Origin of the sequence: Enterobacter cloacae complex sp. P38RS, assembly GCF_014930775.1 — a bacterium.
Taxonomy (GTDB): domain Bacteria; phylum Pseudomonadota; class Gammaproteobacteria; order Enterobacterales; family Enterobacteriaceae; genus Enterobacter; species Enterobacter bugandensis.
Map to the genome: position 1 here is coordinate 72,037 of NZ_JADBRS010000009.1, position 19,496 is coordinate 91,532.

Annotated in this window: 18 protein-coding genes; 11 read left to right on the top strand and 7 right to left on the bottom strand. The window is 56.9% G+C overall.

The features are described from left to right. Window positions 1–17: 17 nt before the first annotated feature. Genes kdpE through kdpF form a run of 6 tightly spaced genes read right to left on the bottom strand, consistent with a single transcriptional unit; the run spans window position 18 to window position 7,803 of the window. Window positions 18–695, bottom strand: a complete 678-nt coding sequence (gene kdpE, locus IM303_RS13565) for a two-component system response regulator KdpE (RefSeq protein WP_008501074.1) — start codon at window positions 693–695, stop codon at window positions 18–20. Continuing rightward, window positions 692–3,379, bottom strand: a complete 2,688-nt coding sequence (kdpD, locus tag IM303_RS13570) for a two-component system sensor histidine kinase KdpD (protein ID WP_048999778.1) — start codon at window positions 3,377–3,379, stop codon at window positions 692–694. The genes kdpE and kdpD overlap by 4 nt, the downstream gene beginning before the upstream one ends. After that, the gene (gene kdpC / locus IM303_RS13575) at window positions 3,380–3,955 is read right to left on the bottom strand and encodes a potassium-transporting ATPase subunit KdpC (RefSeq protein ID WP_045261086.1); all 576 of its coding nucleotides are present in this window, start codon (window positions 3,953–3,955) and stop codon (window positions 3,380–3,382) included. It abuts the gene before it with no gap. Between the two features lie 12 nt (window positions 3,956–3,967). Then, complete coding sequence (gene kdpB, locus IM303_RS13580; protein ID WP_028012370.1) at window positions 3,968–6,016, bottom strand: potassium-transporting ATPase subunit KdpB; 2,049 nt, start codon at window positions 6,014–6,016, stop codon at window positions 3,968–3,970. 18 nt (window positions 6,017–6,034) lie between these two features. After that, complete coding sequence (gene kdpA / locus IM303_RS13585) at window positions 6,035–7,714, bottom strand: potassium-transporting ATPase subunit KdpA (RefSeq protein ID WP_048999779.1); 1,680 nt, start codon at window positions 7,712–7,714, stop codon at window positions 6,035–6,037. Beyond that, window positions 7,714–7,803 (bottom strand): K(+)-transporting ATPase subunit F, encoded by a 90-nt coding sequence (gene kdpF, locus IM303_RS13590; protein WP_014069365.1) that lies wholly within the window; start codon window positions 7,801–7,803, stop codon window positions 7,714–7,716. The genes kdpA and kdpF overlap by 1 nt, the downstream gene beginning before the upstream one ends. Window positions 7,804–8,112: 309 nt before the next feature. Between kdpF and IM303_RS13595 the strand changes: the two genes are divergently transcribed. The 7 genes from IM303_RS13595 to nei all read left to right on the top strand — a co-directional run bounded on the left by IM303_RS13595 (window position 8,113) and on the right by nei (window position 14,221). Continuing rightward, window positions 8,113–8,319, top strand: coding sequence for a YbfA family protein (locus IM303_RS13595; protein ID WP_014069366.1), 207 nt, complete (start codon window positions 8,113–8,115; stop codon window positions 8,317–8,319). A 601-nt stretch (window positions 8,320–8,920) separates the two neighbouring features. Beyond that, window positions 8,921–10,333, top strand: a complete 1,413-nt coding sequence (gene phrB / locus IM303_RS13600; protein WP_192986216.1) for a deoxyribodipyrimidine photo-lyase — start codon at window positions 8,921–8,923, stop codon at window positions 10,331–10,333. A gap of 10 nt (window positions 10,334–10,343) precedes the next feature. Then, window positions 10,344–11,087 (top strand): type 2 GTP cyclohydrolase I, encoded by a 744-nt coding sequence (locus IM303_RS13605; protein ID WP_028012373.1) that lies wholly within the window; start codon window positions 10,344–10,346, stop codon window positions 11,085–11,087. Window positions 11,088–11,101: 14 nt separating this feature from the next. Further along, a complete protein-coding gene (gene pxpB, locus IM303_RS13610; RefSeq protein WP_193360019.1) occupies window positions 11,102–11,758 on the top strand; it encodes a 5-oxoprolinase subunit PxpB in 657 nt (218 codons plus the stop codon). Next, the gene (pxpC, locus tag IM303_RS13615; RefSeq protein WP_048999788.1) at window positions 11,752–12,684 is read left to right on the top strand and encodes a 5-oxoprolinase subunit PxpC; all 933 of its coding nucleotides are present in this window, start codon (window positions 11,752–11,754) and stop codon (window positions 12,682–12,684) included. Before pxpB ends, pxpC begins: the two co-directional genes overlap by 7 nt. Continuing rightward, entirely contained in the window at window positions 12,671–13,411 is a 741-nt protein-coding gene (gene pxpA, locus IM303_RS13620) for a 5-oxoprolinase subunit PxpA (protein ID WP_192971399.1), read from the top strand. Before pxpC ends, pxpA begins: the two co-directional genes overlap by 14 nt. Before the next feature lie 18 nt (window positions 13,412–13,429). Then, window positions 13,430–14,221 (top strand): endonuclease VIII, encoded by a 792-nt coding sequence (gene nei, locus IM303_RS13625; protein ID WP_048999154.1) that lies wholly within the window; start codon window positions 13,430–13,432, stop codon window positions 14,219–14,221. A gap of 99 nt (window positions 14,222–14,320) precedes the next feature. On the opposite strand, the gene IM303_RS13630 is transcribed toward nei, so the two are convergent. Next, the gene (locus IM303_RS13630) at window positions 14,321–15,604 is read right to left on the bottom strand and encodes a citrate synthase (RefSeq protein ID WP_028012378.1); all 1,284 of its coding nucleotides are present in this window, start codon (window positions 15,602–15,604) and stop codon (window positions 14,321–14,323) included. A 638-nt stretch (window positions 15,605–16,242) separates the two neighbouring features. Here IM303_RS13630 and sdhC point away from each other — a divergent pair. From sdhC to sdhB, 4 genes are read left to right on the top strand one after another with little or no spacing between them, the layout of a single operon-like run. Next, window positions 16,243–16,647: a succinate dehydrogenase cytochrome b556 subunit gene (gene sdhC / locus IM303_RS13635; protein ID WP_026080740.1), complete on the top strand. Its 405-nt coding sequence runs from the start codon at window positions 16,243–16,245 to the stop codon at window positions 16,645–16,647. Then, entirely contained in the window at window positions 16,641–16,988 is a 348-nt protein-coding gene (sdhD, locus tag IM303_RS13640) for a succinate dehydrogenase membrane anchor subunit (protein ID WP_003858621.1), read from the top strand. The genes sdhC and sdhD overlap by 7 nt, the downstream gene beginning before the upstream one ends. After that, complete coding sequence (gene sdhA, locus IM303_RS13645; protein ID WP_041910764.1) at window positions 16,988–18,754, top strand: succinate dehydrogenase flavoprotein subunit; 1,767 nt, start codon at window positions 16,988–16,990, stop codon at window positions 18,752–18,754. The genes sdhD and sdhA overlap by 1 nt, the downstream gene beginning before the upstream one ends. A gap of 15 nt (window positions 18,755–18,769) precedes the next feature. Then, window positions 18,770–19,486 (top strand): succinate dehydrogenase iron-sulfur subunit SdhB, encoded by a 717-nt coding sequence (gene sdhB / locus IM303_RS13650; RefSeq protein ID WP_008501090.1) that lies wholly within the window; start codon window positions 18,770–18,772, stop codon window positions 19,484–19,486. Window positions 19,487–19,496 lie beyond the last annotated feature (10 nt).

Sequence of the window (19,496 nt, forward strand, 5' to 3'; positions counted from 1 at the left end):
ATAAATTGAATAGTTATTCAAAGCATAAACCGATAACCGATACCGGTTTCAGTTAATAAATGACGGGGGCGCGCGGGGTCAACTTCAAGTTTCTGGCGAAGATGTCCCATATATATGCGTAAATAGTGACTATGCTCCACCGCGTTGGGTCCCCACACCTGACTTAACAGCTGGCGCTGGGTGAGTACTTTACCGTGATTATTAAGCAGCACGGCGAGCAGGCGAAACTCGATTGGCGTGAGATGGATTTCTTCTTCACCGCGCACAATACGCCGCGCGGCCAGATCAACCCGGATATCCCCAAACGTATAGGTTGGGTCAGCAGGCGTGGTTGCGCTGTGGCGACGCAGGGCCACGCGCAGGCGAGCCTGTAGCTCGCCGATACCAAAAGGTTTTATCAGATAGTCGTCCGCCCCGGCATCCAGCGCGGCGATTTTATCCGTCTCTTCAGTACGGGCGGAGAGCACCAGAATCGGCATCTGGCTCCACTGACGTACCTCGCGGATAAAATCGATGCCGTCACCGTCCGGCAGGCCAAGATCGAGGATTACCAGGTCCGGCTTGCGGGTCGCGGCTTCAATTAGCCCCCGCTGAAGCGTACCCGCATCATGAACGCGCAGACCATCACCTTCCAGCGCTGCGCGCAGAAACCGGCTAATGGCGATCTCATCTTCAACAATCAGAACGTTGATCACAAATCCTCTGGTAATTCATTCAGTTCCGGCGGGGTTTCCAGAGGAAGTGTAACACAAAAACGCGCGCCGCCTTCCGGACGATTCTCCGCGAAAATGGTTCCGCCATGAACATCAATTATTGCCTGACAAATCGCCAGCCCCAGCCCCACGCCCGGGATGGCAGACTCTTTATTGCCGCGTGCGAATTTTTCGAAAATAGCCATCTCCTGTCCGGCAGGAATGCCCGGCCCGGTATCCCAGACGTCAAGACGAAGCGTGTCGTCGACCACCGTCGCATCCACCCCAATCCGGGCGCTGGCACCCGCATATTTGCCGGCGTTTTCCAGCAGGTTAATTAACACTCGTTCAAAAAGCGGACCGTCGACGTGAATTAACGTCAGGGGCTCGGGCATGTTCAGCGCAATATGCCGCCCACCGAGGCCGGGTTCGAGCATTTTCAGCGCGCTGCCCACCACCTCTTCAAGCGTGAGCCACTCTTTTTTGAGGTTAAAACCGCCTGACTGGATCCGCGCCATATCGAGCAGGTTATTCACCAAACGCGTGGTATTGAGCACGTGCTGACGGATTTCGCTGGCCTGCATGGCGTGTTTTGAACCTTCCGCTGCCAGGTCCAGCGTCAGGATTTCCGACTGGCCAAACAGGACGGTAAGAGGTGTGCGCAGGTCGTGTGATAGCGCCGCCAGCAGCGAGTTACGAATGCTTTCGCGCTCGCTTGCCAGCCGGGCCTGCTCTTCGCTGGCGGTGAGGGCCAGCCGTTCCAGCGCGCTGGCAACCAGCAGCGTAAAGGTCTCCAGCAGTCGCTGCTGTTCGGGGATCATCAGCTGGCGCAGATTAGAGGGCTCCACGATAACCAGCCCCAGGTTTTTATCGGCGCTGCGCAGGGGCAGAATTTGATAGGGCACGCCGGGCAGGGTGTCGGTTCCTGCACCCGCCGGTAGCCCTTTATCAAAGCTCCAGCGGGCGATGGCTTCGTCCCAGGGCGTCATGCCCGAGGCCGACGTCAGCGGGCGCAGCTTGCCGTGATCGTCCGGGAGTAAAATCAGGTTGCTGGCATGAAAGGTCGAGCGAATAAACTGTTCGCTGGTCTGCACAATATCCAGCGGCGTGCGGCCTACCGCCAGCGATTTCGACATCTCATAAAGATGCCGCGTGCGCTGTTCGCGATAGCGGGCGATACGCGCCTGGTAGCGCACGCCCGCCGTTAAGTTCCCGATCACCAGCCCGACGGTGAGCATCACGGCGAAGGTGAGGATGTACTGTACGTCCGAGACGGCGAGCGTCCCGCGGGGGGCAATAAAGAACAGATCGAAGCTGATGACGTTAATAACCGTCGCCAGTACCGACGGCCAGCGTCCGTAAAAGAGCGCCACCACTACCACGCCCAGCAGGTAGATCATCACCAGGTTGGCCGCGTCGAAGGCAATCAGCCATTTGCTGGCGATTATAGTGATCAGGGCGCAGAGCACGACGGCGACAAGGCAGCCGCGGAGCTGAATGCGCCATTTATCGCTGAAGGCCCGGCTGTCCGGCGCGCGGCTGGGGAGGGGAGCAGGTTTATCATCCAGCGCCACGATCACCAGGTCCAGATCCGGCGCGCGGCGGGCCAGTTTGTCGGCAAAGGATTCGCGGCTAAACCAGCGGCGATGCTGGCGGCGGCCAATGACAATTTTCCCCAGGTTATGCTCCCGCGCGTAGCGCAGAATGGCTTTATCTTCCTGCGGATCGGAAAGGGTAGCGGTTTCGGCACCCAGTTCCTGCGCCAGGCGCAGCGAGCTCAGGATCGCGCGGCGCTGGTTTTCGGGCAGAGTGTGCAGCTGCGGCGTTTCGACATACACTGCATGCCAGACGCTGCCAAATTTGGCCGCCAGGCGCGCGGCGGTGCGGACCAGCTTTTCATTGCCGCTGCCGTGGCCCACGCACAGCAGAATGGCATCCCGCGTATGCCAGACTCGCTCCTGTCCCTGCAGGTCACGCCAGGCGCGCATCTGATCGTCAACGCGATCGGCAGTACGCCGCAGGGCCAGCTCGCGCAGGGCAATCAGGTTACCTTTGCGGAAGAAATGTTCGATGGCGCGCTCGGCCTGGCCGGCAATATAAACCTTGCCTTCGTGCAGGCGCTGGCGCAAATCGTCAGGAGGCAGGTCAACCAGCACCACCTCATCGGCAGAATCAAAGAACGGGTCGGGCACCGTCTCGCGCACCTGAATGCCGGTCACGCCGCTGACTACGTCGTTCAGGCTTTCAAGATGCTGAACGTTAACCGTTGTGAACACATCAATGCCGGCCTCGAGCAGCTCTTCAACATCCTGCCAGCGTTTGGGATGGCGTGAGCCTGGCGCATTGCTGTGCGCCAGTTCGTCCATCAGGATAAGGGCGGGACGGCGGGCGAGGGCGGCATCAATATCAAACTCCGTAACTAAACGACCACGATGGCTGATGCGGCGGGGCGGCTGGGTAGCCAGCCCCTTCAGCAGCGACGCCGTCTCTTTGCGTCCGTGGGTTTCGACCACGCCGATCAGAATATCGAGCCCCTGCGCCCGAAGCCGCTGGGCTTCCGTCAGCATGGCGAAGGTTTTCCCGACGCCCGCGCAGGCGCCAAAGAAAATTTTCAGTTTGCCGCGATGGGCTTCAGCCGTCTGTTCAAGCAGCCTGTCCGGATCCGGGCGCATGGGCTCGTCGGTCATTTAGTTTTTCCTTAGCGCGTCCAGCGCCAGATTCAGCTCAACAATATTTACCACGGGCATGCCGATGAAGCTGACCAGCGGCTTTTGCGTGTGCTCTGCCACCAGCTTGCTCACCTGTTCGACGGTCAACTGACGGGCGGCGGCGACGCGCGGGATCTGCCAGGCCACCGCTGCCGGCGTCAGGCTGTAGTCCAGCCCGCTGGCCGAGGCGGTCACCAGCTCTACGGGCACCTCGCGGCTGGCCTGAGGATTGGCGGCACGCAGGGTTGCCACGCGTTCAGCGACGGCTTTGTCCAGCTCCGGGTTGCTGCCCGCCAGGTTACTGCCGCCGGATGCCATCGGATTATACGGGCTTTCGGCAGTGGCGGAAGGGCGTCCCTGGAAGTAGCGAGCATCCGTAAAGTTCTGACCAATCAGGCGTGAACCGCGGTTTTCGCCGTTTTGTATAATCAGCGAGCCGTTGGCCTGATCCTTAAACCACCACTGGCCCAGCGCGGTGGTTACCAGCGGGTACAGCCCGCCGGTAATGAGAGACAGCAGAATAAACAAAAGTATAGCGGGGCGTAACATCGTCATTTGATTCACCTTTTAAACCAGCCCGAACAGGGTCAACAGCAGGTCGATAGCCTTGATACCGATGAAAGGCACCACCAGCCCGCCCAGGCCGTATATCCACAGGTTGCGGCGCAGCATGGCGGCGGCGGTCAGCGGCTTATAGCTCACGCCCTTTAGCGCCAGCGGAATAAGAAAGACAATGATCAGGGCGTTGAAAATCACCGCGCTCAGAATGGCTGATGCCGGAGAGTGCAGGTGCATCACGTTCAGCGCATTGAGCTGCGGATAGGTGGCCGCAAAGGCTGCCGGGATAATGGCAAAATACTTCGCCACGTCGTTGGCGATACTGAAGGTGGTCAGCGAACCGCGCGTCATCAGCATCTGCTTGCCGATGTGCACCACCTCAATCAGCTTGGTCGGGTTAGAGTCGAGGTCGACCATGTTGCCCGCCTCTTTTGCCGCCTGGGTACCGGAGTTCATCGCCACCGCCACGTCGGCCTGCGCGAGGGCAGGAGCATCGTTGGTACCGTCACCCGTCATCGCCACCAGACGACCTTCCGCCTGATACTGACGAATCAACGCCAGTTTCGCTTCCGGCGTGGCTTCGGAAAGGAAATCATCCACGCCCGCTTCGGCGGCAATCGCCGCGGCGGTAAGACGGTTATCCCCGGTGATCATCACCGTTTTAATGCCCATTTTACGCAGCTGGGCAAAGCGCTCTTTAATACCGCCTTTGACGATATCCTTCAGGGCAATTACCCCCAGCACGTTCGCGCCTTCTGCCACCACCAGCGGCGTGGCCCCCTGACGGGCTACGCTTTCGACCAGGTTGTCCACTTCAGGCGGGAAGTGGCCATTGTTGGCCTCAATGTGGCGACGGATGGCGTCAACAGAGCCTTTACGGATCATGCGATCCTGAATGTTAATCCCGCTCATTCGGGTTTGCGCCGTAAACGGCACGAAGGTGGCATGCAGGCTCTGAACGTCGCGCTGGCGCAGGTTAAAGCGCTGCTTGGCGAGAACAACAATGCTTCGGCCTTCCGGGGTTTCATCGGCAAGCGAGGAGAGTTGTGCCGCATCCGCCAGCGTTTTTTCATCCACGCCCGGGGCGGGTAAGAATTCGGACGCCTGGCGGTTACCGAGGGTAATGGTCCCGGTTTTATCCAGCAGCAAGACATCCACGTCACCGGCGGCTTCAACCGCACGTCCGCTGGTGGCGATGACGTTAGCACCGAGCATACGGCTCATGCCGGCCACGCCGATGGCCGACAGCAGGCCGCCGATGGTGGTAGGGATCAGGCAGACCAGCAGCGCCACCAGTACGGTGATGGTGACCGGAGTGCCGCCATAGGCGGAAAATGGCCACAGCGTCGCGGTTGCCAGCAGGAAGACGATGGTCAAGGCTATCAGCAGGATGGTCAGGGCAATTTCGTTCGGTGTTTTACGGCGTTGAGCGCCTTCCACCATGGCGATCATCCGGTCGAGGAAGGTTTCGCCCGGGTTGACGCTGCACTGGATCACCAGCCAGTCGGAAAGAATGCGCGTCCCACCCGTTACGGAGGCAAAATCACCGCCGGATTCACGGATCACAGGTGCGGATTCCCCGGTAATGGCGCTTTCATCTACCGATGCGCCACCTTCAATGACTTCTCCGTCGCACGGGATGATGTCGCCAGCTTCCACCAGCACCACATCACCTTTACGTAGTTCATCCGCCGGAACGTGGTCCATCTGCGCGCCGTATTTCGGTTCACGTAATTTCCGCGCAAACGCCGTTTTTTTCACCCCTTTCAGGCTGTTGGCCTGCGCTTTACTCCGGCCTTCCGCCAGCGCTTCGGCAAAGTTGGCGAATAGCACGGTAAACCACAGCCACAGGCTGATGGCCCCAGTGAACATCGCGTTTCCCGGCATGTGACCCGTCCCCATGGCAATCGCCAGTGCGGTGGTCAGGACGCTGCCGGCCCAGACGATAAACATCACCGGGTTGTGCCATTGCACGCGCGGGCTCAGCTTTTTGACCGCATCCATAAGCGCCTGACGAACTAACGTCGGTTCGAGCAGGGCCAGTTGTTTACGACTCATGACAAATACTCCGCAAAATCAGCGTAAAGAGAGAGTTTCCGCGACCGGGCCTAACGCGAGGGCGGGGATAAAGGTCAGGGCGCCGACCAGCAACACGGTGCCCGTCAGCAGGCCGATAAACAGCGCGCCGTGGGTCGGTAACGTCCCGGTGGTGGTCGGTTGGATTTTTTTATTCACCAGCGATCCGGCAATCGCCATTACCGGCACAATGATCCCGAAGCGGCCCACGAACATGCAGAACGCCAGCAGACAGTTCCAGAACGGAGAGTTGGCGCTTAAGCCTGCAAAGGCGCTACCGTTGTTGTTGGCGGCCGAGGAGACGGCATACAGCACTTCGCTAAAGCCGTGAATGCCCGGGTTAAAGATGCCGCTGCGTCCTGCTTCGGTCATCAGCGCCAGCGCGGTGCCGAGCAGCACAAGCGCCGGGGTGACCAGAATCGCCAGCGCGGTTAGTTTCATCTCGCTAACGTCGATTTTTTTACCGAGATATTCCGGGGTGCGGCCAATCATCAGACCGGCAATAAACACCGCCAGCAGCACGAACAGGAGCATGCCGTAAAGACCGGAGCCCACGCCGCCAAACACCACCTCGCCGATCTGCATCAGCCACATCGGGATCATGCCGCCCAGCGCGGTGAAAGAGTCATGCATGGCGTTCACCGCCCCGCACGAGGCTGCTGTGGTGACGACAGCATAAAGGCTGCTGGCAAGAATGCCGAAGCGGCTTTCTTTGCCTTCCATATTAATAGTGCTGTTCGCCCCAAGCTGCATGAAATGGGGGTTGCCGCTCCATTCAGCCCACATCACCAGCGCCACGCAGACCACGAAGATCAGCGACATGGTCCAGAGCAGTGTGCGGCCCTGACGGCGATCGTTGACCACATCACCAAAGGCGAAACAGAGCGCGGCGGGGATCAGGAAGATCGCCAGCATCTGTACAAAATTGGTCAGGGCGGTAGGGTTTTCAAACGGATGCGACGAGTTGGCGTTGAAGAATCCGCCGCCGTTGGTGCCGAGCATCTTGATAGCTTCCTGCGACGCCACTGGTCCCATCGGCAGGATCTGTTTTGCTCCTTCAAGCGAAGTATACGGGGCGTAAGGCAGCAGGTTTTGCAGGGTGCCCTGCTGAATAAAGAACAGCGCGATAAGCAGCGCAATCGGCAGCAGGATCCACAGCGTAATGCGCGTCAGATCCACCCAGGCGTTACCCAGGGTACCGATTTTCTGACGTGCAAACGCGCGCGTCAGCGCGAAAATTACCGCGATACCGCTGGCTGCAGAGAGGAAGTTCTGCACGGTTAATCCAGCCATCTGGCTGAAATAGCTGAGCGTGGTTTCACCGGCATAGGACTGCCAGTTGGTGTTGGTAACAAAACTGACCGCCGTGTTCAGCGCAAGATGCCAGGACAGGCCCGGTAACCGTTGCGGATTCAGCGGCAGGATGCCCTGCAGCATCAGCATGGCAAAAAGCGCAATGAGCCCAACGATATTCAGCAGCAGAATGGCGATCAGATATTCACGCCAGTTCATCTCCCGATCGACTATCCCCAGTACGCGCCAGATCCCTTTTTCAACGCTTCCCGTGCCGGGCAGGGGGACGTTGTTGATCAATCGCGCCAGTCCCGAGCCCAGTGGTCTTGCCAAAACGAACAATACCACTAAGAAGCTGGCAATAAGCAAAAACGCCTGAGCAGCCATCAGAATGCCTCCGCGTTAATCAGGGCATAGACCAGATAACCCAATAACAGGAACACCAGCACGATGCCGGCAATAAGACCTGCACTCACAATCCACCTCCGGGTGACTTTTGTTGTTGTGCTAACGGTAGGATTTATGGCGCAAAGATTTCGCAAAAATCAGAAGGGTGGGTGTAAAAAAAGTATAAAAATGGCAAAGCCCACAATTTAACTATTGATAAGTAAATCTTTAACTTTTTTGTAACTTAATTACGGCGTGAATGTAAATATTCACTAAATGGATAAAAATAAGTGGTCGGATGAGTAGTAAAATTACAAACAAAGCGATATTATTTTAGCCAGGTCACAGATTTCACATTTTCCGGAGAAGGTTTCCGGCCAACTACAGGGGAGAAAAATATGGATCTTTATAAAGAGTATCCGGCTCATATCGTGTTCATGCGTCGCACTTTCGCCGTAGTGGCTGGCGTGCTGGCCCTGCCGGTGATGTTGTTCTGGAAAGATCGCGCGCGTTTTTATAGCTATCTGCACCGCGTCTGGGCGAAAACCAGCGAGAAGCCGGTGTGGATGGATCAGGCAGAGAAAGCGACCTGCGATTTCTATTGATACAACGCTGACGCGTAGCAATAAAAAAACCGCCAATAGCAATATGGCGGTTTTTTTGTCCCTCGGGATTCGCGGTCCGTTGGGTGGTTTTTCAAGCTCTCACACAGAGGCTTATAAGCATACGTCTGCTGGTTGAATAAGCAACTGCCTCAATCCTAAATATATTCTTAATATCAGGTTCAATGGGTTACGTTTTGCTCACGTGATGTTTACCATGCTGCGTCCCTTTCCGCCATCTCGCAAATGGGCACCGGTCCCGGGAGAGGTGTTACAACAACCGTAAGTCAGGCTCCACACAGAGCTTGTGTCCACCGATTTATCACCGGTGGTGAACGGTGGAGCGGTTAGCAGCAGGGACCGCATAGTGAAACGCTATATATGCATCGCGTTCATTGTCGCCAGCGTACTCGTTGTAAAGAGTGATGAACCTAATGCGTTTGTTGCTTTAACCACGATAGCGCAGGACAAGTAGCGTTAAGGCCGCCCCGGGCGGCCTTTTTTATTTCATCCCGTCTACACTTCATGGCAAAGTAGTTCTATGCATGCTTTTTCCTTGTACGGCATGCCCTTATGGACATAATGGACAATAGCCTGGAGTTTTATGCCCACCCATCTGGTTTGGTTTCGCGCGGATTTGCGCGTACATGACAACATCGCTCTCGCGGCAGCCTGCCGCTCTGATGACGCCAGTGTACTGGCGCTATTTATCGCCACGCCTGAGCAGTGGCAGCAGCATGATATGGCTCCACGGCAGGCGGCTTACCTCAAATCACACCTGAACGAACTGCAGCACGCGCTTGCCGAGAAAGGCATTCCGCTGATCTACAAAGAGGTCAGCGATTTTACCGCGCAGCTTCAAATGCTGCAGGAGATATGCCAGCAGAACGGCGTCACGCATCTTTTTTATAACTACCAGTACGAACTGAACGAACAGCAGCGGGACCGCCAGCTGGAGAAAATGCTGGGAGAGGTGGTATGTGAGGGATTTGATGACAGCGTGATGCTGGCACCGGGCAGCGTTATGACCGGCGGTCACGAAATGTATAAAGTGTTTACGCCGTTTAAAAATGCTTTTGTTAAGCGCCTGAAAGAGGCGCTGCCGGAGTGCGTACCCGCGCCCGCCGCCAGAGGAGAGGCTATAACCGATCTCCCCGAATTAACGTTCAACTATCCCCAACGGGCATTTGATGAACTTCTGTTCCCTGCCAGTGAGAAGGCCGCTATTGCGAAGCTGCGCCAGTTTTGCAAGCAGGGCGCGGGAGAATACGACGCGCGCAGGGATTTCCCGGCAATTGAAGGGACAAGCCGGTTATCGGCCTGCCTGGCGCTGGGCGTGCTCTCTCCTCGCCAGTGTTTGCATCGTCTTCTGGCCGAACAGCCGCAGGCGCTGGACGGTGGTGCGGGCTCGGTGTGGCTGAACGAACTTATCTGGCGTGAATTCTACCGCCATCTGATGACGTACCACCCCAATCTCTGTAAGCATCGTCCGTTCATTCCGTGGACCGACAGCGTAAAATGGCAGCACGATGAGGCACTTTTACAGGCCTGGCAAAAAGGGGAGACGGGCTATCCGATAGTGGACGCCGCTATGCGCCAGCTAAATGAAACCGGGTGGATGCACAATCGTCTGCGAATGATTACCGCGAGCTTCCTGGTGAAAGATCTGCTTATCGACTGGCGAATCGGAGAGCGCTATTTTATTTCTCAGCTGATCGATGGCGATCTGGCTGCGAATAACGGTGGCTGGCAGTGGGCGGCCTCTACCGGCACCGATGCGGCTCCCTATTTCAGGATTTTTAATCCGACCACTCAGGGGCAAAAATTTGATGCCAACGGCGACTTTATTCGCCGCTGGTTGCCCGCGCTCAGGAACGTTCCTGAAAAAGCGATCCATGACCCGTGGGCATGGGCGGATAAACAGGGCGTAAAGCTCGATTATCCCCGCCCGATTGTCGACCATAAACAGGCGCGCGTCGCCACGCTGGCGGCGTACGAAGCCGCACGAAAAGTTTGAGAGAATGATGATGAAAAACAGTGAACTGGAACGCCTGATTAACGAAAAACTTAATACCGCCTCCTTTAGCGACTATGGCCCGAATGGCCTGCAGGTCGAAGGGCGCGAAACGGTGCAGAAAATCATCACCGGCGTGACGGCAAGCCAGGCGCTGCTGGATGAGGCGGTGCGTCAGGAAGCCGACGCGGTGATTGTCCATCACGGTTACTTCTGGAAAAACGAATCGCCGATTATCCGCGGCATGAAGCGCAACCGCCTCAAAACGCTGCTGTCGAATGATATCAACCTGTACGGTTACCATCTGCCGCTGGATGCGCATCCTGAACTGGGAAATAACGTCCAGCTGGCACAGCTGTTAGGGATTACCGTGATGGGTGAAATCGAGCCGCTGGTGCCGTGGGGCGAACTGTCGATGCCGGTACCGGGGCTGGAGCTGGCATCGTGGATCGAAGCGCGGCTGGGGCGTCGTCCGCTGTGGTGCGGAGATACCGGGCCGGATACCGTGAAGCGCGTGGCGTGGTGTACCGGCGGCGGCCAGGGCTTTATCGACAGCGCCGCGCGCTTTGGTGTTGATGCGTTTATTACCGGCGAAGTCTCCGAACAGACGGTTCACTCTGCCCGCGAGCAGGGGCTGCATTTTTACGCGGCAGGCCACCACGCTACCGAGCGCGGCGGTATTCGCGCCCTCAGCGAGTGGCTGACGGAAAATACCGATCTGGATGTGACCTTTATTGATATCCCTAATCCGGCCTGATGAGAGGTAGTTAAGTGCAGCGAGCGCGTTGTTATCTTCTGGGTGAAACCGCGGTAGTTCTGGAGCTTGAGCCTCCCGTGACGCTTGCCACGCAAAAGCGTATCTGGCGCCTGGCTCAGCGACTGCCCGAGCTACCCGGCGTGGTTGAAGCTATTCCGGGTATGAATAATATCACCGTGGTGCTACGCGATCCGCACTCCGGGGCGCTGGATGCCATTGAGCGTCTGCAGCGCTGGTGGGAAGAGAGCGAGGCGCTGGAGCCAGAATCGTGGACGATTGAGATCCCGGTTGTCTATGGCGGCAAAGGTGGCCCTGACCTTGGCGTGGTGGCCGAACACTGTGGATTAACAGTAAAGCAGGTTGTGGAGTTGCACAGCTCGGTGGATTACGTCGTCTGGTTTCTGGGTTTTCAGCCGGGCTTTCCGTATCTGGGCGGATTATCTCCCCGGCTGCATACCCCGCGTCGGGCTGAGCCGCGCCTGAGCGTTCCCGCAGGAACGGTGGCAATTGGCGGTGAACAAACCGGAGTTTATCCGCTTACTTCACCGGGCGGCTGGCAGCTTATCGGGCACACCTCTATGCCACTATTTAAACCGGGGCAGGAGGCACCGATCCTCCTGCGTCCGGGTGATACTCTGCGCTTTATCCCGCAGAAGGAGGGGGTATGTTAACGCTTATTCGCGCGGGGCTTTATACCTCCGTTCAGGATGCCGGACGCTTTGGCATGCGCCAGTCCGGCGTGAGCTACTGCGGTGCGCTCGATCGTCCTTCGCTGGAGATTGCCAACCTGCTGGTAGGCAACGCGGGCAGCACGGCGGCGTTAGAAATTACGCTGGGTCAGTGCGTTATTGAATTTGGTGAGGAGACCTGGTTCGCCTTAACCGGCGCGGGCTGTGACGCGACGCTGGACGGCAAAGCGGTGTGGACCGGCTGGCGATTGCGGGCGAAAGCCGGGCAGCGTCTGACGCTTAAGCGTCCTCTGCACGGCGTGCGCAGCTATCTTGCCGTGGCGGGGGGCATCGACGTGCCGGAGGTGTTGGGGTCGTCCAGCACCGACCAGAAAGCGGGAATGGGCGGCCATGAGGGACGGCTGCTGCGCGACGGCGATCGTATTGCGATTAAGCCATCAGCGCGCCATTTCACCACCACGCAGGGCGTGAAGCAGCTGCTGTGGGGGAACGTGATCCGCGCCTTGCCGGGACCGGAATATCAGGAGTTTGATGAAGCCTCAAAAGAGTCTTTCTGGCGTTCGCCGTGGAAAATCAGCCCGCAGAGTAACCGTATGGGTTACCGGCTTCAGGGGCAGCCGCTGACCCGCACGACTGACCGGGAGCTGCTTTCCCACGGGCTGCTGCCAGGGGTGATTCAGGTGCCGGGCAACGGGCAGCCCATCGTACTGATGAACGACGCGCAAACTACCGGCGGCTATCCGCGTATTGCCTGCATTATTGAAGCGGATCGCTACCATCTGGCTCAAATCCCTCTCGGTCAGCCGATTCATTTTGTGCAGTGTACGCTGGAGGAGGCGCTAAAGGCCCGGCAGGATCGGCAGCGCTATCTCGAACAGCTGGCGTGGAGGCTTGATGGTAAAGATTGATTTAAACGCCGATCTGGGGGAAGGCAGCAGCGCCGATGCGGAACTGATGACCCTGGTCTCCTCGGTCAATATCGCCTGCGGTTTTCACGCGGGCGATGCGCAAACCATGCTGGAGAGCGTGCGTAATGCCATTAAAAACGGCGTGGCGATTGGCGCTCACCCGAGCTTCCCGGACCGGGAGAACTTTGGCCGTACGGCGATGGATCTGCCCCCTGAGACGGTCTACGCTCAGGTGCTCTACCAAATCGGCGCGCTGGAGGCGATAGCGCGCGCTGAGCATGGCGTGCTGCGTCACGTCAAACCGCACGGCATGCTCTATAACCAGGCAGCGAAAGACCCGGCGCTGGCGGAGGCGATTGCCCGCGCGGTGCGGGACTGCAATCCGCAGCTGATTCTGGTTGGCCTGGCGGGTAGCGAGCTTATTCGTGCCGGAGAACGGCTGGGGCTGACGACGCGGCAGGAAGTCTTTGCCGATCGGGGATACATGCCGGACGGCAGCCTGGTGCCGCGCACGCAGGCCGGTGCGCTGATTACTGACGAAAATAAAGCGCTGGAGCAGACGCTGGAGATGGTGCGCTTCGGGCGGGTGACCGCCGTGGATGGAACATCCGCAAATGTTCAGGCCGATACGGTGTGTTTACACGGCGACGGGGAGCATGCGCTCCAGTTTGCGCGACGCCTGCGGGCGGCGTTCTCTGAAGAGGGCATTCTCGTCAGCGCAGATTGATTATAAAAGGACAATGACATGCCTGAAGGTCCGGAGATCCGCCGCGCGGCGGATAGCCTGGAGGAGGCGATAAAGGGCAAACCGCTGACCTATGTCTGGTTTGCCTTTCCTCAACTTAAGCCGTTTGAAACAGAGCTGGTGGGACAGACGGTGACCCATATTGAAACGCGCGGCAAAGCGTTGCTCACGCATTTTTCCCATAACCTGACGTTATATAGCCATAACCAGCTCTACGGTGTGTGGCGCGTCGTCGATGCGGACGAGCAGCCGCAAACGACGCGCGTGCTGCGCGTCCGGTTACAAACGGCGGATAAGGCGATCCTGCTCTATAGCGCCTCTGATATCGAAATGTTAACGCCGGAGCAGCTGCTGACGCATCCGTTCTTACAGCGCGTCGGGCCGGACGTGCTGGACATGCGCCTGACGGCGAGCGACGTGAAGGCCCGACTGTTATCGCCCAAATTCCGCAACCGCCAGTTTTCCGGATTGTTGCTCGATCAGGCTTTTCTGGCGGGATTAGGCAACTATCTGCGGGTGGAAATCCTTTGGCAAGTGGGGCTGGCGCCTCAGCGCAAGGCCTCTCAGCTTAGCGAGGAACAGCTGGACGCGCTGTCTCACGCGCTGCTGGACATTCCACGGCTGTCGTACAACACGCGCGGCCTGGTGAATGAGAACAAGCATCACGGGGCGCTGTTCCGGTTCAAAGTGTTTCATCGGGCGGGAAAAAAGTGCGAGCGGTGCGGCGGGATTATCGACAGGATTATGCTCTCTTCCAGACCTTTTTACTGGTGCCCGCACTGCCAGAAATAAAAGTAAAACGGTAACCCAAGGGTTACCGTTTTTAAGGTTTTCTCCCTCTCCATGTGGGAGAGGGCCGGGGTGAGGGCATCAGGCCGCACCCAACGTCTTTTAGCGCTTCAGGTCAGACTTAAAATCACGCTGCTCGTAGCCGGTGTACAGCTGACGAGGACGGGCGATTTTCATGCCTTCGCTGTGCATTTCGTTCCAGTGCGCAATCCAGCCCACGGTACGCGCCATGGCGAAGATCACGGTGAACATGGAAGACGGAATGCCCATCGCTTTCAGAATAATGCCAGAGTAGAAATCGACGTTCGGGTAGAGTTTCTTCTCGATGAAGTACGGGTCGTTCAGCGCGATGTGTTCCAGCTCCATCGCCACTTCCAGCAGATCGTCTTTGGTGCCCAGCTCTTTCAGCACTTCATGGCAGGTCTCACGCATAACGGTTGCGCGCGGGTCGTAGTTTTTGTAAACACGGTGACCGAAGCCCATCAGGCGGAAGGAGTCATTCTTGTCTTTCGCGCGACGCACGAACTCTGGAATGTGCTCAACGGTGCTGATCTCTTCCAGCATCTTCAGCGCCGCTTCGTTCGCGCCGCCGTGTGCCGGTCCCCACAGGGAGGCGATGCCCGCAGCGATACAGGCGAACGGGTTCGCGCCTGAAGAGCCTGCGGTACGGACGGTAGAGGTAGAGGCGTTCTGCTCGTGGTCAGCGTGCAGGATCAGAATACGGTCCATCGCGCGTTCCAGCACCGGATTTACTTCATACTCTTCGCACGGCGTGGAGAACATCATGCGCAGGAAGTTGCCGGCGTAGGAGAGGTCATTACGTGGGTACACAAACGGCTGGCCGATGGAGTATTTGTAGCACATCGCCGCCATGGTCGGCATTTTGGACAGCAGGCGGAACGCCGCGATATCACGGTGACGCGGGTTATTCACGTCAAGTGAGTCGTGGTAGAACGCCGCCAGCGCACCGGTAATCCCGCACATCACCGCCATTGGGTGAGAGTCACGACGGAACGCATGGAACAGACGGGTAATCTGCTCATGGATCATGGTGTGACGAGTTACGGTGGTTTTGAATTCATCGTACTGCGCCTGCGTCGGCTTTTCGCCGTTCAGCAGGATGTAGCACACTTCCAGATAGTTGGATTCGGTGGCTAACTGATCGATGGGGAAGCCGCGATGGAGCAGGATACCTTCGTCACCGTCAATGTAGGTGATTTTGGATTCGCAAGATGCGGTAGAGGTAAATCCAGGGTCAAAGGTAAATACTCCTTTGGAACCCAGCGTACGGATATCAATAACATCCTGACCGAGCGTGCCTTTTAGCACATCCAGTTCAATAGCATCATCACCATTTAGGGTGAGTTTTGCCTTTGTATCAGCCATTTACGGTCTCCTTAGCGCCTTATGCTTAAGACTGCTTTTACCGGATTTGCCTTCAGCTGTTAATCACCGTTACCAGATTGTTATTTGGCTTACCGCTCAGCTCACGAGGAGTAACCAGGGTACAGAGCTATGGCGCCTTGCAGGTAAACGAATGAAATATCAGTGAAACAACAGCAAATCAGCGTTTTTGCAGTCCGAATTATTCAAACCTGTATATCACTAATAACTGTCCTGATAACTTCGGTCAATACCATCACACTGTTACATAACTATTTGTCAGGTGAAAGAGAGACCTCATAACTTTTGCGCATTATATGCCTTTTCTGATGACGTTTGTAACAATATTGTTTAACATTTGTCAAATCAGATGATTAAAAATTAAAAAGATGTTGTTATCGTGACCCTGATCACTGTTCCAGAGAAAACCCAACAAACTGTATGTAGGTTAATTGTAATGATTTTGTGAACGGCCTATACTGCCGCCAGGTCTCCGGAACACCCTGCAATCCCGAGCCACCCAGCGTTGTAACGTGTCGTTTTAGCATTTGGAAGCAATGTTTTGCATGACGCGCAGTTATAGAAAAGGAACGCTGCTTGACCCGCATCGCAGTCCGGAGGAAGGAAACAATAAGAACAGCATGTGGGCGTTATTCATGATAAGAAATGTGAAAAAACAAAGACCTGTCAATCTGGATCTCAAAACGATCCGGTTCCCCGTAACAGCAATAGCGTCCATTCTGCACCGTGTTTCTGGTGTGATTACGTTTGTGGCGGTCGGTATTTTGCTGTGGTTACTGGGCACCAGCCTCTCTTCCCCTGAAGGATTCCTCCAGGCCTCGGCCATCATGAATAGCTTCTTCGTGAAATTTATCATGTGGGGCATTCTCACCGCGCTGGCCTATCACGTTGTTGGCGGCGTACGCCACATGCTGATGGACTTTGGCTATCTGGAAGAGACGTTCGAGGCCGGGAAACGTACCGCGAACATTTCATTTGTGATCACTGTCGTGCTTTCACTTCTCGCAGGAGTTCTCGTATGGTAAGCAACGCCTCCGCATTAGGACGCAACGGCGTACATGACTTCATTCTGGTCCGTGCTACCGCCATCGTTCTCACCCTTTACATCATCTATATGATCGGTTTCTTCGCGACCAGCGGCACGCTGACGTGGGAAATCTGGAGTGGTTTCTTCGGATCGGCCTTCACCAAAGTGTTCACCCTGCTGGCCCTGTTCTCCATCCTTATTCATGCCTGGATCGGCATGTGGCAGGTGTTGACCGATTACGTTAAACCGCTGGCGATTCGCCTTCCGCTGCAACTGATTATTGTTGTTGCGCTGCTGGTTTACGTCATTTATGGATTTGTTGTGGTGTGGGGTGTGTAATGAAACTGCCAGTCAGAGAATTTGATGCTGTTGTGATTGGTGCGGGTGGCGCAGGTATGCGCGCCGCACTGCAAATTTCCCAGAGCGGCCAGACCTGTGCGCTGCTCTCTAAAGTGTTCCCGACCCGTTCCCACACTGTGTCCGCGCAGGGCGGTATTACCGTTGCGCTGGGTAACTCCCATGAAGATAACTGGGAATGGCACATGTACGACACGGTAAAAGGTTCCGATTACATCGGCGACCAGGATGCCATCGAATATATGTGTAAAACCGGCCCGGAAGCGATTCTGGAGCTGGATCACATGGGTCTGCCGTTCTCCCGTCTGGAAAATGGCACCATCTATCAGCGTCCGTTTGGCGGCCAGTCGAAAAACTTCGGCGGCGAGCAGGCGGCACGCACCGCGGCGGCGGCTGACCGTACCGGTCACGCACTGCTGCATACACTGTATCAGCAGAACCTGAAAAACCACACCACCATCTTCTCCGAGTGGTATGCGCTGGATCTGGTGAAAAACGCCGATGGCGCAATTGTTGGCTGTACCGCGCTGTGCATCGAAACCGGTGAAGTGGTTTACTTCAAAGCCCGCGCGACCGTGCTGGCGACCGGCGGTGCAGGCCGTATTTATCAGTCCACCACTAACGCCCACATCAACACCGGTGACGGCGTCGGTATGGCTATTCGCGCCGGCGTACCGGTGCAGGACATGGAGATGTGGCAGTTCCACCCAACCGGTATCGCCGGTGCGGGCGTGCTGGTCACCGAAGGCTGCCGCGGTGAAGGTGGCTACCTGCTGAACAAACACGGCGAGCGCTTCATGGAGCGTTATGCCCCGAATGCGAAAGACCTGGCGGGTCGTGACGTGGTGGCGCGTTCCATCATGATCGAAATCCGTGAAGGCCGCGGCTGCGATGGCCCATGGGGTCCACACGCGAAGCTGAAGCTCGACCATCTGGGCAAAGAGGTGCTGGAATCCCGTCTGCCGGGCATCCTGGAGCTGTCCCGCACATTCGCGCACGTCGATCCGGTGAAAGAGCCGATTCCGGTTATCCCAACCTGCCACTACATGATGGGCGGTATTCCGACCAAAGTGACCGGTCAGGCGCTGACCGTGAACGAGCAGGGCGAAGACGTGGTCATTCCTGGCCTGTTCGCGGTAGGCGAAATCGCCTGCGTATCCGTACACGGCGCCAACCGTCTGGGCGGTAACTCGCTGCTGGACCTGGTGGTATTTGGTCGTGCGGTGGGTCTGCATCTGCAGGAGTCCATTGCCGAGCAGGGCGCGCTGCGTGATGCAACCGACGACGAAATCGACGCCTCTCTTGAACGCCTCAACCGCTGGAACGGTAACCGTAACGGCGAAGATCCGGTGGAAATCCGTAAAGCGCTGCAGGAGTGCATGCAGCACAACTTCTCGGTATTCCGCGAAGGCGATGCGATGGCCAAAGGCCTTGAGCAGCTGAAGGCGATCCGCGAGCGTCTGAAAAATGCCCGTCTGGACGACACCTCCAGCGAGTTCAACACCCAGCGCGTTGAGTGCCTGGAGCTGGATAACCTGATGGAAACCGCATTCGCAACCGCCATGTCGGCAAACTTCCGTACCGAAAGCCGTGGCGCCCATAGTCGCTTCGACTTCCCGGATCGTGACGATGAAAACTGGCTGTGCCATTCCCTGTATCTGCCAGAGTCGGAAACCATGACGCGTCGTAACGTCAACATGGAACCGAAACTGCGTCCGGCGTTCCCGCCGAAGATTCGTACTTACTAATGCGGAGACAGGATAATGAAACTCGAATTCTCAGTTTATCGTTATAACCCGGATGTTGATGACGCTCCGCGCATGCAGGACTATACCCTCGAAGCGGAAGAAGGTCGTGACATGATGCTGCTGGATGCCTTAATCCAGTTGAAAGAGAAAGATCCTACGCTGTCGTTCCGCCGCTCCTGCCGTGAAGGGGTATGTGGCTCTGACGGTGTGAACATGAACGGCAAAAACGGCCTGGCCTGCATCACGCCAATTTCAGCGCTGCAGCGTCCTGGTCAGAAAATTGTTATCCGTCCTCTGCCAGGCCTGCCGGTCGTGCGTGATTTGGTGGTAGACATGGGGCAATTCTATGCACAATATGAGAAGATTAAGCCTTACTTATTGAATAATGGGCAAAATCCACCCGCTCGTGAGCACTTACAGTCTCCTGAGCAGCGTGAAAAACTCGATGGTCTGTACGAGTGTATTCTCTGCGCATGCTGTTCAACGTCCTGCCCGTCGTTCTGGTGGAACCCGGACAAGTTTATCGGCCCTGCGGGTCTGCTGGCTGCCTATCGCTTCCTGATCGACAGCCGCGACACCGAAACCGACAGCCGTCTGGAAGGATTAAGTGACGCTTTCAGCGTATTCCGCTGCCATAGCATCATGAACTGCGTCAGTGTGTGTCCGAAGGGGCTGAACCCGACGCGCGCCATCGGCCATATTAAGTCGATGCTGCTGCAGCGTAGTGCGTAAGTAGTGAGAG

Coding starts and splice junctions, on each gene's coding strand:
- kdpD (WP_048999778.1), bottom strand. CDS start 3,379: ATGACCGACGAGCCCATGCGCCCGGATCCGGACAGGCTGCTTGAACAG.
- kdpC (WP_045261086.1), bottom strand. CDS start 3,955: ATGACGATGTTACGCCCCGCTATACTTTTGTTTATTCTGCTGTCTCTC.
- kdpB (WP_028012370.1), bottom strand. CDS start 6,016: ATGAGTCGTAAACAACTGGCCCTGCTCGAACCGACGTTAGTTCGTCAG.
- kdpA (WP_048999779.1), bottom strand. CDS start 7,714: ATGGCTGCTCAGGCGTTTTTGCTTATTGCCAGCTTCTTAGTGGTATTG.
- IM303_RS13595 (WP_014069366.1), top strand. CDS start 8,113: ATGGATCTTTATAAAGAGTATCCGGCTCATATCGTGTTCATGCGTCGC.
- phrB (WP_192986216.1), top strand. CDS start 8,921: ATGCCCACCCATCTGGTTTGGTTTCGCGCGGATTTGCGCGTACATGAC.
- IM303_RS13605 (WP_028012373.1), top strand. CDS start 10,344: ATGAAAAACAGTGAACTGGAACGCCTGATTAACGAAAAACTTAATACC.
- pxpC (WP_048999788.1), top strand. CDS start 11,752: ATGTTAACGCTTATTCGCGCGGGGCTTTATACCTCCGTTCAGGATGCC.
- pxpA (WP_192971399.1), top strand. CDS start 12,671: ATGGTAAAGATTGATTTAAACGCCGATCTGGGGGAAGGCAGCAGCGCC.
- nei (WP_048999154.1), top strand. CDS start 13,430: ATGCCTGAAGGTCCGGAGATCCGCCGCGCGGCGGATAGCCTGGAGGAG.
- IM303_RS13630 (WP_028012378.1), bottom strand. CDS start 15,604: ATGGCTGATACAAAGGCAAAACTCACCCTAAATGGTGATGATGCTATT.
- sdhC (WP_026080740.1), top strand. CDS start 16,243: ATGTGGGCGTTATTCATGATAAGAAATGTGAAAAAACAAAGACCTGTC.
- sdhD (WP_003858621.1), top strand. CDS start 16,641: ATGGTAAGCAACGCCTCCGCATTAGGACGCAACGGCGTACATGACTTC.
- sdhA (WP_041910764.1), top strand. CDS start 16,988: ATGAAACTGCCAGTCAGAGAATTTGATGCTGTTGTGATTGGTGCGGGT.
- sdhB (WP_008501090.1), top strand. CDS start 18,770: ATGAAACTCGAATTCTCAGTTTATCGTTATAACCCGGATGTTGATGAC.